The following is a 12,998-nucleotide window of genomic DNA, read 5'->3' as shown; positions in this document are numbered from 1 at the left end:
AGCCTTATATGCAGTTTCTCTCCGTCGGTTCGGGATTTTGCCGCCGGCTTCCTTCAGATTCCACCTCACGGTGGACACCCTTGCCTTAAGCTAACAGTTCCTACTGCCAAGCCTTAGTGGACTTTCACCACCAAGTTATAGCCCATGCCGGGCGCACTAAAAAATAACCCATCTGAACCTCTTCAGAATGGGTTATGCAATATCGCTTATTTCATGACTAGATTAGGCTTTTTGACTAAACTATGCCGACCATCTATAAACCGAACAGTCCCAGATTTCGATCGTAATACTAAGGATTGCGTTGTACCAATGTCTCCTTTAAATTGAACACCCTTTAATAATTCCCCATCTGTAACGCCAGTAGCAGCAAAAATCGCATCATCTCCTTTAACCAAATCATCCATTCTTAGAACCCTTTGTACATCCAAGCCCATGCCTTGGCAGCGGCTAAGTTCTTGGTCATTGGAGGGTAATAGCTTCCCTTGAATTTCTCCCCCTAAACATTTTAATGCGACTGCGGCAAGAACGCCTTCAGGGGCACCACCTTCCCCTAACAATAAATCAACGCCAGTATGATCAAAGGCTGTATTAATCGCACCCGCTACATCACCATCATTGATAAGCTTAATGCGTACTTTTATGTCCCGTAATTCTTCAATTAGCTTTTCATGCTTAGGTCTATTTAAGACAGTGACTACAACATCTTCAATATCCTTGTTCTTCGCTTTTGCCACAGCCTTAATATTATCAATCAAAGGTGCATCAATATCGATCAACCCAACAGCTTCGGGGCCAACAGCAATTTTATTCATATACATATCTGGCGCATGTAGTAAATTTCCATGATCCGCAATGGCGATAACTGAGAGGGCATTCCATCCACCGATTGAAATAATATCTGTTCCTTCTAACGGATCGACCGCCACATCTACACGTGGTCCGTATCCATTGCCAAGTTTCTCCCCAATATAAAGCATAGGGGCTTCATCCATCTCCCCTTCGCCAATGACAACCGTCCCTTTCATTGGGATTGTGTCAAATACATCCCTCATCGCTGTTGTTGCTGCATCATCTGCTTCATCTTTTTTTCCTCTTCCCATCCAACGCGCTGAGGCTAAAGCTGCCGCCTCTGTTACTCGAACCAACTCAATCGACAAGCTTCTCTCCATGATCTAACCACCTTATATGTAATAGATTGCCAGGTCTTAAGAAACGAAATTGAAATTAGATTTTAATGAAAAATCTGATTTCTTAAAGCGTCATTTTCTCTTTCCTCCTCTTCTATAAAAATAAATACTTCTCATTATTATACTATGAAGTTTGTAAAATACTACCGTTTATTTCTGCTTTTTTGAGTATAAATCTGTTTATATTTTTGTTTAACTTTCCTTTCTTAGCTAGAGTCGCTTCATAACATCATTATACTGAAATTAGTTTTTGTTATTTTTGCCGCTACTGCAAGTAGCTAACAGATCTTAGAAGAATACTATATTGGCTACGTAACTAGTAGAGATAATACAAAAGTTGTTAGGCAATGAATTTAAGTTGGCATTCTTACTCCCTAATACTTAAACGAAAAGCATTTATTACTTTTTACTCGGCAATACCGTGATACAATGCGATCGGGATAAATAGTCCTACTTTTCCATATTCAGGTAGCTCCATTGTTGCAAAGATTACTCCTACCACTTCTCCGTCCTGATTAAGAACTGGACTACCACTATTTCCCCGATAAACAGGTGCCTTGATCATTACAACATCATCTTTCCAATCTGTTAATTTTATCGAATCTATAATCGTTCCCTCGTTAACAATCCCATGAAGACGGAGAGGGTTCCCAATGAAAGTAATTAGATCGTCCTTATACCATTTTGCATGTTTAGCTAATTTTAAATATGGCAGTGATTCTGTCTCTATTTTCAATAGGGCTAAATCCATTTCTGGGTAAGTTTCTGTTACTTGCGCACGATAGATGCCATTTTCCGGAAAAGCAATCGTCACTTCTTTATTCCCTTCAATAACATGATAATTAGTAAGGATCTTCCCATCACTTGAAATGGAAAATCCCGTTCCTTTACTCTCTTCAGTTGTAACTGTGACAACTGACTTTTTATATATTTTAATATCTTCATCCTGTGATAATCTTGCTGAAACTCGCAAAAATTCTATCGCTGGGATGGAATAGGTTTGAATAAAAAGAGAAAAAGTACTTAAGAGAAAAACGGTAACAATGAGCATAAGAATCCATTTATGTAGACGTCTTTTCCGAGGCGGATCTATTTCTTCCTGTTGCTCTTTTAAAAGCGCTTCTTTTTGCGCCTCTAGAACTAGTTCGGCCATTTCTTCCTCATCCATATCTTCCATTAAATGATGATCCGGACTATCAAACTTTTTTTCATAATCTTTTCCCATAAAAGCCACCCCTTTTTAGGAAACAAGCGAAGTTTTTATCTTTTTATATCAAATTAGCTACTTTCCTTCCATTTTACAATAGAAAAAATAACATTTGGCATCCGTTATGTACATAATTAAAACCTCTCTACTATTTCTAATTCGTAGAGAGGTTTCGCATAGCTGCTAAATCACTTGTACAAAGTATCTTCTAATGAACCATCTACATGGTAAATAAAGAGAATGCCATCATGATCCGTTACATATGGTTTTGCTTTATCAAGGAGATCTTTTTTATTATTTTCTTTGAAAATAGCTTGTTTTTTACCTGATTGGATGAGTTTCCAATGATCATTCTCATTTTTCACTTTATAATGAGTCCGATTTTTAGCATCATCTTCATAATATTCACGCGCTTGGGTCAGGCCAATCGAAATTGCTCGCCCTTCATCATAATTCTCTCGTAAAAGAGCATTGGCAATTTCAATCGCTTTATTGCGTACCTTAGATGTTTCGTTTTTAAAAGCTGCTGGGTAATCATTCTTTGTCCATGACATATGAATTCCTCCTTAGTTTTTCATATCCCATTCGGATTTTTTCAAACATGATTGCCCTTAAAATTTAGGCATTCGGATTATCATATAGAAATCAGCTATTTTTACCCTGCGTTATAAAAACCCCGGTTCATCCAAACTTTATACATCTTTGGTTGCTGCGCTTTTTATTTGTTTTCGTTGTTCATAAACATTCCGGATCACTACTTTAGCTACGGCATAAACAGGGATGGCGACAATGATACCAAGAAATCCAGCAATATTTCCTGCAGCCAAAATAATCGTGATCACAGTCAACGGGTGAATATCAAGTGTTTTCCCCATTACATTTGGGGTGATGAGGTTACTGTCAATTTGCTGTGCTACTAAAGTGACAATTGCTACCCCAATGACTAGCTTTGGATCCTGTAAATAAGCAATGATCAAAGCAGGTGTTACAGCAATCCACGGTCCAACGAAAGGAATTAGATTCATGAATAAGGCGAAGATAGCTAGTAGTAAGGAATACTGTACTCCTAAAACCATGTAGCCAATCCAGATCAATGTTGCTAAGATAATGCTAATCAAGAGCTGGCCTTGTATATAAGAACGTAGCACATTGTCGATGTCACCCATCGTCTTTTTAATCCAAATACGTCTTTCTCCAGAAAAGAAATTATAAATAATCGGTGCAAATTTTTCATGATCTTTCAACATGAATATAAAGAAAAACGGAACTAGTATAAGCAGGAACATAGCCTGGAAGAAAGATTGTAAAAATTGAACAATCCATTTCCCAAATTTCATCGCTACTGACTGAAGGGAATTCGCAGCACTATTAATCGATTCTTGTAAGTTATCTGGCAAATTGTTTTTTTCCTGCAACAGCTTATCTTTTACGTCATCTAATTCTTTTGTAATCGTTGGCGCATTATCGACTAAAAGATTGACCTGTTTTGTAATCGGCGGGCCTACGATTGCTAGGAAAAGCCAAATTAGTAAGACAAGACCGACCAAAATAATGATAATACTTCCCCAGCGTGGAACTTTCCGTTTTTCCAAAAAACGCTGGACTGGTTCAGTCATGTAATACAATACTCCACCAAGCAATAATGGCAAAATAATCGCTTTAACAATAATCACGACAGGTGAAAAGATAAAGCTAATTTCCATAAAATATTTAATGATCAGTATAGCCAATAACAAGCCGACCCCAACCTGGAACCATAGCTTCTTCGTCAAATTCTCACTTCCCTATGCAAAAAAATAATAATCTAAGTATACGTTTAATTACGGGCCTTGTCGAAGAAAAGTTTCATGAATCATAAACTAAATAGGGAAATTTTAAGAAAATGGGACTCAATTTCTATTTCTATATAAAACGAACCGTTATTTCTTATGAGTTCTCCTGTTCAAATGACGAGCATTCTTACCTTTTCTGCAAATTAAAACATGCCGTCCCTTTATTGCGACAAGTAGCTTTCTAATTAAAGTCGGATATCACTTAGCAACACCTGAAGTGTAGAATTTCTTTACTTATCTCTAAAAATTTTACACTTTTTTATTCCCTAGAAAATAGGACAATTCGTCATTGTTCTTTTTTCTAAAATGACACATATTTTTTATTAGAGAGATCCATACATCCTTTTATAAGGAGTGGCAACATGAATAAACAACATGATGAAATGTCTTTTAAAGAGATAAGATTATATTTGCTGGGGATTGCTGTCATCATTAGTCTATTCCTTCTGTCTGTGATCTTTGGTTATATCACAACTCCCTTGCGTATTTTGCAATTTCGATTGACTATGTTGGCAATTGGTGCCGTTTACTATGTAAGTGTGTATCTATACTTCACGCGATTTTCAAAGTCTTCCTCTTCAGCAATACAAGATCGAATGAATGATGTCATTATAATTTTGTTAAATGGAAAGGAATATAGAAGATAATTTCTATCCTTTGAGGCTCTCTTATTTGAACACAACCTCTCTAGTTCGCTATAATAAACATAATTATAGTGAATTAGGAAGGTTGTGTTCCAATGTATCGAAAAGTTGAAGATTTTATCGAAGACTGGTCTGCTTCAGCAGAAGGCACATTAGCCGTATTCAAAGCTATGACGAACGATAAGTTAGAACAATCCATTGTGGAAGATCATAGTACTCTCGGTTGGTTAGCCTGGCATCTAGTTGGTGCTGCTGGGGCATTTGGGCATTTTGCTGGCTTAAAAATTGAAGCTCCGCAACATGATCAACCGGTGCCTAAGGATGTAGCTGAAATTGTAGAGGCCTATGAAAAAGTCATTCAATCTTATAAAATAGAGGGACCTAAATTAACAGACGAATCTTTACTTGAGGAAGTAAATAGTTTTGTTGGACCTGTGTTACGTGGAAAATTACTGCGCTCTCTTATTGACCACCAAACACATCATCGTGGTCAGATGACAGTGTTACTTCGTCAAGCCGGATTACCAGTTCCTGGAGTAATGGGCCCGACAAAAGAAATGAAATAATCCCCATAACCAAAAAATTAGCTTTCCCCCCAGACTGTAGACAAACACCATGAATTTTGGTGTTTGCCTACAGTTTTTTTCTTTTAAAATAGAGATAAAGCTAGAAAGGTTGATTTCCGCTGCGAGCGGACGCTTTCCGCGGGCACGGCTTCAGCCGCTTCCCTCCCTGCGCTCAGTCCAGGGTCTTCAGCTCGCGCTGTTCCCGCTGGAGTCGCCGCTCTCCGCTCCAATCAACGGTGTTTCCTATTAACTGAATGAAATGATGGATATGATGACGAAGAATCAAATTAATGAACGCGAACAGCTGGAAATACTGACAATAGAGTAGTTGGTTCCTCTAGACCATCTGGTGCGCAAACTGGATGCGGCTATTGATTCCTCCTTTATCTATCCATTAGTCGAAGATCTTTACTCAACCATTGGGAGACCCAGCATAGATCTTGTCGTACTGATCAGAATGACATTCATTCAGTATACCTTTGGCATCTTCCACGTTCGGAAAAAACTATGTGCTTCGATTTGCAGATACAGACCTATTACGATGGACAACCTCAGGGGGACTTTAAAAAATGTCCATGCAGGCGATGCTGACTTTTGCTGCCTTACATCTTAAGAAGCTGGCCAGCTGGACATGGAAAACGCCAACCATGGCGTAATAGAAACCATAAGGAGAGCATTTATGGCTCTTTTTCATAGAATGATCCTGTATGAATAGCAAAAGGGTTGGTAATCAAAGCGATTTCCAACCCTTTTGTCTACACTCTGAGGGGAAAGCTTTTTATTAGCTTTCCCCTTTTTTATTACTGTGTAGCGATGCCACGGAATTTTTTAAAGATATTTTTGTCCTTCATATTTTTGATTGTAGCTGGAACTAAGAAGCGGTCAACTCCGTAATATACAGTTCCGTTGATAACAAATAAGAGAACAATGGCTACAGCGAGTAAGATTGGATTTGTGCTAATCGTGCCTGCTAGCAAGAAGTTCAAGTTCATGAAAGCTCCTGCGATTAAGGCTGGAATGGTTAAAGCACCGACAATTAATCCAAGACCAACGAGAATTTCCCCTGCTGGGATGACAATATTGATAATCTTCACATTAGGAAGAGCGATATGTTCAAGAAATGCTGCATACCATCCCTGCACAACTGGTGCTTCTCCTCCTGCTTTCGCTAACGCCCCTTGTAAAAATCCTCCTGCATCAAAGGCACCTAATTTATGCCAACCAGCTTCTAACCACTGAACCCCTAACCAAATTCTTAATGTTGCCCAAACTATGGCTACCCAACGATTTTCATACCATCTTCTCATGATTATCACTCCATTTATTATATTGTGAAAATATTCACATGTTATTTTAAAAAAATATAAGTGCTCTGTACTGAAGTTTTTGTTTTGCTTTGTGAATAATTTCACTAACTTTCTACATTCTTAATATACTATGTTTTCTCTAAATATGCAAGCGGATTTCTTTACAGACACAAAATTGCCACTTTCTTAAAACTTGAAAATTAGTCATGAACATGTTATATTGCTAAATGGGAAAATTCGAATAAACTAAGTGTATAACCTCAATAATATGGTTTGAGGGTCTCTACCAGGAACCAATTAAATCCTGATTACAAATATTTCATTTTGTAGTCGGGATTTTTTCTGCTTCACAAGCAAAAAATGGCACAAGACGGTATTTTACAGCCGACTCATTTAACAATTTTCTATTTAAGAAAGGATTTTGGAGGATTTGCTATGAATTTTAAAGTATATATTCTTGCCATATCGACCATTATTGTTGGGTTGGTCGAATTAATTGTTGGTGGAATCTTACCTGTTATGGCCGATGATTTACATATAACGATTGGTACGGCAGGACAACTAATTACTATTTATGCACTTGTATATGCCATTGCTGGCCCAGTGCTTTTATCGTTAACAGCGAAAATAGAACGTAAAAAATTGTATCTAATAACATTGTTCATATTTTTTATAGGAAATATCATTACCTATTTCAGCCCTAACTTTACATTTATTATGATTGCAAGAGTGATTACAGCTATGAGTGCTGCCCTAGTCATCGTTCTTTCCTTAACCATTACCTCAAAGATTGTGGAACCCGAGCATCGAGCAAAAGCACTAGGGATTATTTATATGGGGATTAGTTCTTCATTAGTATTAGGCGTACCACTTGGAATTGTCCTTACAAATGCTCTAGGCTGGAGGAGCGTTTTTCTTGGAATTGCTACTCTCACCATTGGATCTCTTATACTTATTTATATATTTTTAGAGAAAATTCCTCCCGAGAATACCCAGCCTTTGTCCGTACAATTTAAAGCATTAGCCAATAAAAAAATTGCTGGCGCCCATTTGGCCACTCTGTTTATGTTAGCGGGACATTACACGATATATGCTTATTTTACTCCTTTTTTGGAAACAACTTTGCATTTGAATCAATATTGGGTAAGCATTTGTTACTTTCTTTTTGGACTTGCAGCCGTTGGTGGCGGAGCTTTAGGTGGGGGGCTTGCTGATCGAATTGGATCACAGAAAAGCATTTTACTTATCATTGGTGCTTTTGCCATTGTTCTACTTATTCTTCCCTATTCTACCTTTTCCTTCCCCGTATTTTTGGTATTAATGATGATTTGGGGTGCTTTAAGTTGGAGTATTAATCCCGCCCAACAAGATTATATTATTCGTTCAGATCCAGATACATCTGATATTCACCAGAGCTTTAATAACTCTGCCTTACAAATCGGAATAGCCCTAGGTTCAGGAATTGGCGGCTTAGTTATGGAATACACGGGATCCGTCACTCGTACTACTACGGTAGGCTCCATTGTAGTCGTTATTGCCTTTATATGTGCAGTTGTCTCTTTGAAAATTCCTGCACAATGGCAGCATTCGGAATCGATCAATCGAATTAGATAGAACTTTGAATTTTGTTCAGTTTGGCACGCTTTAAAATTACTTTGCCTATTGAAAGAAATCAATCTTCTAGAATGAAGAGAACCCCCAATCACTCTTAATGATGACCGGGGGTTTTCCTATTTATTTCAATCACACTGGCCGGATCGTGATTTCATTGACATTGACATAATCTGGCTGGGTAACTGCATATACAACTGCTTTGGCAATATCTTGTACTTCTAGTTTTTTCCGATCTGTTCCAGCAGAATTGCTTAAACGTGTCGCAACCATTCCTGGAGAGATATTCGTCACTCTCACCCCTGTTCTCGCTAATTCTTTTTCTAATCCCATCGAAATTGCGCGAACAGCAAATTTAGTTGCACTATAAACAGTGCTTGTCTTCGTCACTTCAAAGCCAGAGACAGAGGCAATGTTAATAATATGTCCCGTAGATCGCTCAAGCATGGATGGCAAGACCGAATGAATTCCGTATAGAACTCCTTTGATATTAACATCAATCATTCTTTCCCATTCTTCTACTTCCCCAGATCTTACTGTACCTGTAAGCATCTGCCCTGCATTGTTCACAAAAATATCAACATCTCCAAAGGTGTTTTTCGCCTTGTTTGCCAATTCTTCCACATCGGCCCTATTGGCCAAATCTGCTTCAATGGCAAGGGCTTTCCCCTTTCCCTGTTCGTGAATCTCATTTTCTAATTCTTTTAGCAAATCCAGCCGGCGGGCGGTTAAAACCACATTAGCCCCTTCACTCGCAAGCTCTCGGGCAATGCCTGCTCCAATACCACTACTAGCCCCTGTGACAATAGCAACTTTTCCATGTAATTTTCCCACAACAAATCCCTCCTTTTGAATCTTAACTAAAAGTCTAACACGGACTATTGAAAAAGACTGAACAAACCACTTTAATTTGTTCAGTCCTTCGTTCATATTGGCACTTTATCTTTCAATAAAAGCTACAACGTCTTTTATTTTTTCTTCTGTTAATTCCCCTGAATTATCAAAAACCATAATATCAGATTCAGGGATTCCCCACGCAACAATCGGCAGATCTAAACTTTGTTCATACTCATCCCAGTTATCAATCTTCCACTGATCGCGATCCATTGCTCCACGCTCAATGATCCGTTCTTTTTGCAAATCCGTGTCCTTCAGTGTTACAAAGAGAATCTTGACTGTAACATCTTCTCGCGAAAGACCGAATTCAGCTAACTTCTGGTTTAACCATTCTGCTGTTTCAATTTCTTTTGTAAATGGTCCAATTAGAATCGAATTAAGACCAAGTGTTGCGTGTTCCATTGCCAGATCCATCGTTACATCATACTCCAGGTCACGGCAATATTGCTTATAATATTTAGAATCCCGATCTTGGGGATCATAACCTGTTGCTTTCAAAAAGTTTTCACTAAATTTCCCGCCAACTGTATCTTTATCAAGATAAACAGCAGGAAAATACTTATGTAAATATTTTGAAACAGTTGTTTTACCTGTTCCAGCAACTCCACTAACAAAAATAACTTTTGGCATTACACATTCCCCCAGTGAACAGCAATTTGGTCTGTTTACAGAACTTTTCATTACTATACCATCAAGATTCTATTCTCTCAAGATACTTCAATGTAAAAAGGCCATATTATGCTACCTTGTCTTTATCATCTTTTTAATGAAGACCCTGATTACTAACTAAGACAGATTTGAGTGTCACGGATATTTCTGCTCAAGTCGGTCTTAATAACTTTTCTCATTTTGGCAAAATGTTCAAAAAGATATCAAACCTAGCTCCTAGAGATTACCGCCACCAAAGGAGATTAGAAAATTAACTAATCAAATTAAAATATAAATAAGAATTGGGAAAAATGAAGAGGCAGGACAATCAGTAAAAAACGACATAATAACCTGCTCAAAAATATACTTGACCTTAGGGTATTCATTGTTTAGTTATATTCCAACCTCTTCTCATTCTTATTAATCAGCAAGCATAAATTCTCTTCACTTTTCTGTATTCGTTTCTTCAATCTTCTTATCGATTTTCTGCTTTTCCTCTCCCCACCAAAGTTCCTCATCTAAGTCCTCTACAACCTGTTTAATATCATGATCTTCAGTAACAGCAGGTGGGGAACCACGAAGTGGCTTTCCTGAAGTATTTTTAAGAAATAATGTGACAACTACAATCCCAATTAATGAGGCCAAGATTAAATAGAAGGCTGGCACTAGTTGATTTGCCGTAAGATTAATTAACCAGGCAATTAGTAAAGGAGCTGTACCCCCAAATAGCGATGCGGAAATATTATAAGTAAAAGCCAAACCTCCATACCTCACCTCAGTGAAAAACAGGGAAGGTAATTGCGAGGTCATCGTTGCTTTTATTGCTGCCAAGAAAGCACCTAATATAAGCAATCCTAAAAAGACCAACCAGTTATTGCCACTACCAATTAATAAAAAGGAAGGAATGGATAATAGGATAATGCCGATCAAACTTACTTGAATGATTCGCTTATTACCAATTCGGTCACCAAAATATCCTATCGCCAATACGATTGGAATCATAATAAACATAACAATGACAATAAACAATAATCCTTTTGTTTCTCCATAACCTAAAACCGCTGTTAGGTGGGATGGCATATAAGTCAAAACGGTATAATCAATCACATTATAAAAGAACACTAAGACCAAGCACATCAAAAGTGAACGACGATGATACAAAAACAATTCTTTCAAAGAAACATGGGGTTTCTTCTCTGCTTCCTCTTCCTTCTTTTCTTCCATTGCGGCAAAAGCAGGAGATTCTTCAAGATGGTTTCGTAAGTACAATCCGATGATTCCGATCGGAGCAGCGATTAAAAATGGGACTCTCCAGCCCCAATCAAGCATCTTATCTGATCCAAGAATAAAGGTTAATAGTGTCACTAGTCCCGCACCAGCAATATACCCTACTAAAGTTCCTACTTCTAAACCACTCGCCATAAACCCACGCCTATTATCTGGAGTGGATTCTGCGATAAACGTCATAGCACCAGCATATTCACCACCTGCCGAAAATCCTTGAACCAATCTTGCACATAGTAATAGGATCGGTGCAGTGATTCCCAATGTGGCATATGAGGGGATTAGTCCAATACTAAGTGTAGCAATGGACATGATAATCAATGTGACTGCTAGAATTTTCTTTCGTCCCAAGCGATCACCTAACATGCCAAAGAACATCCCACCAATGGGGCGAACGAGAAAAGCAACGGCAAATGTTCCAAAACTAAACACTAACTGTGCAGAATCACTTACACCTGAGTAAAATACTTGCCCAATAATGACGACCAAATATGAATAAATCCCAAAATCAAACCATTCCATGGCATTGCCTAATGCCGTTGCGACCACAGCCTTTTTCGCTATATCCGCATCAATAACCGTAATATCGTCTTTATGTACTCTGTATTTTTTCTTTTTTCTTTTGCCTTTTTCTTGCTTCATTAATGAATTCCTCCTTGGTATTCTATCCTTAGATGTTCCCATAATCAGCATTTCTTATGAATATTCTTCAAGTTTTTTCATCTAAGTTCCTTGGAATGGAGGTTTACTTGAGATATCCGTTTTAATAATAAAAAATCCTCGATCGAGCAGCTCTAATTAGGAAGCTAAATTCGTGTTGCCGATGTTTTCATTTGTTTGATCCAACTTTCCCTCATTCCTTCTGTAATTGGGCTATTCTTATTTTTCAAATAACGGATCATATAAAACCCATCTGATGCAATTATACTTAGCACAAGTTCGTGTAATAAGTTGGAACCGTCCATTATTTTCGTTTCTACAATGGAGTGGTTTTCATCTATTTCCACAATTTCACTATACTCTAGACTGTTACCAGTTATGTATGTTTCTGTATGATCTGCAATCGAATCTGCCTCCATTTTAGTAAAGTAGTCAATCGTAAATTTTTCTGTCGTTTTAAAGGAATATTGTTCCCCTTTAGGGTAGTATCCTAGCAGCTCGCTATCTTCATAAAGCAGATACGTAGCAGGCTGAAAATCATCCAGTTGGAATGGTTCAATAAACCGTTTCATATTTCCAAAAAATTGGGCGTTTTGAGGAACAACAGCTTGCTCATTCGGTAATAGTTCTCCGTCACGATTGAGAAATAACTCACTGTACTTATCGTACTTAGTAATCCATATCTGCCTATCTTCTACTTGAATATGAACATAGAAACTGGAAATGTTATTGAGATTTTCACCATTCTCATCTTGCTCATTGATACAAGTATATAAATGTTTCCTTGTATATGTGAAGATCGCTTTCTGCTCCGTAAGATCAAGGATTTCTAACTTGATGATCTCGGAATAAATATTATAAATTTGAAATGCCATCATTAAACTAAAATGGTTTAAAAAGGAGATCTTGCGATGATCTGGATGAAATAAATTGGTTAACTCCTCCAAATCCTTTTCTGTATAAGTTTTTTCCACTTTCTGAACAATCTCTCGCACTTTCTGCTCGGTTAGTTTTATTTTTCGTTTAAAAAAGGACATTTTTATCCCCCCGGCTAAAATTCCGTATTGTCAAATAATCTATAGTAAAAAGTTAATAACCCCTTGATTTATAGGGGAATGAATGCAAAAAACTTGCCACCCCCTGAATTTTAAGGTT

At 37.7% G+C, this 12,998-nt stretch carries 12 protein-coding genes, 2 pseudogenes and 1 riboswitch; of the genes and pseudogenes, 5 read left to right on the top strand and 9 right to left on the bottom strand.

Annotated elements, in window-relative coordinates:
• Nucleotides 1-206 precede the first annotated feature (206 nt).
• The 4 genes from glpX to J2Z23_RS21885 form a co-directional block, all read right to left on the bottom strand.
• On the bottom strand, nucleotides 207-1,169 hold the full coding sequence (glpX, locus tag J2Z23_RS21900) for a class II fructose-bisphosphatase (RefSeq protein WP_057989034.1): 963 nt from the start codon (nucleotides 1,167-1,169) through the stop codon (nucleotides 207-209).
• Between the two features lie 424 nt (nucleotides 1,170-1,593).
• Nucleotides 1,594-2,412, bottom strand: a complete 819-nt coding sequence (locus J2Z23_RS21895) for a S1C family serine protease (RefSeq protein ID WP_057989032.1) — start codon at nucleotides 2,410-2,412, stop codon at nucleotides 1,594-1,596.
• A gap of 170 nt (nucleotides 2,413-2,582) precedes the next feature.
• Nucleotides 2,583-2,948, bottom strand: coding sequence for a DUF2188 domain-containing protein (locus J2Z23_RS21890; protein ID WP_209975363.1), 366 nt, complete (start codon nucleotides 2,946-2,948; stop codon nucleotides 2,583-2,585).
• A 138-nt stretch (nucleotides 2,949-3,086) separates the two neighbouring features.
• Nucleotides 3,087-4,166 (bottom strand): AI-2E family transporter, encoded by a 1,080-nt coding sequence (locus J2Z23_RS21885; protein WP_057989029.1) that lies wholly within the window; start codon nucleotides 4,164-4,166, stop codon nucleotides 3,087-3,089.
• A gap of 422 nt (nucleotides 4,167-4,588) precedes the next feature.
• Between J2Z23_RS21885 and J2Z23_RS21880 the strand changes: the two genes are divergently transcribed.
• The 3 genes and pseudogenes from J2Z23_RS21880 to J2Z23_RS21870 all read left to right on the top strand — a co-directional run.
• A complete protein-coding gene (locus tag J2Z23_RS21880; RefSeq protein ID WP_057989027.1) occupies nucleotides 4,589-4,873 on the top strand; it encodes a hypothetical protein in 285 nt (94 codons plus the stop codon).
• Between the two features lie 92 nt (nucleotides 4,874-4,965).
• On the top strand, nucleotides 4,966-5,436 hold the full coding sequence (locus J2Z23_RS21875; RefSeq protein ID WP_057989025.1) for a DinB family protein: 471 nt from the start codon (nucleotides 4,966-4,968) through the stop codon (nucleotides 5,434-5,436).
• 328 nt (nucleotides 5,437-5,764) lie between these two features.
• Nucleotides 5,765-5,972 (top strand): annotated as a pseudogene (locus J2Z23_RS21870) (transposase); the annotation flags it as partial.
• Between the two features lie 264 nt (nucleotides 5,973-6,236).
• Here the strand turns inward: J2Z23_RS21870 and J2Z23_RS21865 are convergent.
• Nucleotides 6,237-6,743 (bottom strand): DoxX family membrane protein, encoded by a 507-nt coding sequence (locus J2Z23_RS21865; RefSeq protein ID WP_064467624.1) that lies wholly within the window; start codon nucleotides 6,741-6,743, stop codon nucleotides 6,237-6,239.
• Between the two features lie 230 nt (nucleotides 6,744-6,973).
• A riboswitch (purine riboswitch) is annotated at nucleotides 6,974-7,074 on the top strand.
• A gap of 104 nt (nucleotides 7,075-7,178) precedes the next feature.
• Between J2Z23_RS21865 and J2Z23_RS21860 the strand changes: the two genes are divergently transcribed.
• Nucleotides 7,179-8,357 (top strand): MFS transporter, encoded by a 1,179-nt coding sequence (locus J2Z23_RS21860; protein WP_209975361.1) that lies wholly within the window; start codon nucleotides 7,179-7,181, stop codon nucleotides 8,355-8,357.
• Nucleotides 8,358-8,486: 129 nt separating this feature from the next.
• Here the strand turns inward: J2Z23_RS21860 and J2Z23_RS21855 are convergent, their stop codons facing one another.
• Both J2Z23_RS21855 and J2Z23_RS21850 read right to left on the bottom strand, forming a co-directional pair.
• Nucleotides 8,487-9,188 carry an SDR family oxidoreductase gene (locus J2Z23_RS21855; RefSeq protein WP_057986543.1) on the bottom strand — a complete coding sequence of 234 codons (702 nt, stop codon included), beginning with the start codon at nucleotides 9,186-9,188 and terminating at the stop codon, nucleotides 8,487-8,489.
• Nucleotides 9,189-9,293: 105 nt separating this feature from the next.
• Nucleotides 9,294-9,881, bottom strand: a complete 588-nt coding sequence (locus J2Z23_RS21850; RefSeq protein WP_057986541.1) for a P-loop nucleotide/nucleoside kinase family protein — start codon at nucleotides 9,879-9,881, stop codon at nucleotides 9,294-9,296.
• Between the two features lie 161 nt (nucleotides 9,882-10,042).
• Here J2Z23_RS21850 and J2Z23_RS21845 point away from each other — a divergent pair.
• A pseudogene (locus J2Z23_RS21845) lies at nucleotides 10,043-10,174 on the top strand (helix-turn-helix domain-containing protein); the annotation flags it as partial.
• A gap of 169 nt (nucleotides 10,175-10,343) precedes the next feature.
• Here the strand turns inward: J2Z23_RS21845 and J2Z23_RS21840 are convergent.
• Nucleotides 10,344-11,825: an MFS transporter gene (locus J2Z23_RS21840; protein ID WP_209975359.1), complete on the bottom strand. Its 1,482-nt coding sequence runs from the start codon at nucleotides 11,823-11,825 to the stop codon at nucleotides 10,344-10,346.
• A gap of 164 nt (nucleotides 11,826-11,989) precedes the next feature.
• Complete coding sequence (locus tag J2Z23_RS21835) at nucleotides 11,990-12,880, bottom strand: hypothetical protein (protein ID WP_057986537.1); 891 nt, start codon at nucleotides 12,878-12,880, stop codon at nucleotides 11,990-11,992.
• Nucleotides 12,881-12,998 lie beyond the last annotated feature (118 nt).

The organism is Lederbergia galactosidilytica, from assembly GCF_017873565.1.
GTDB lineage: Bacteria > Bacillota > Bacilli > Bacillales > Bacillaceae_C > Lederbergia > Lederbergia galactosidilytica.
The sequence above is the reverse complement of the archived record's forward strand: the minus strand, read 5'-3'. Positions and strand labels throughout refer to the sequence as shown.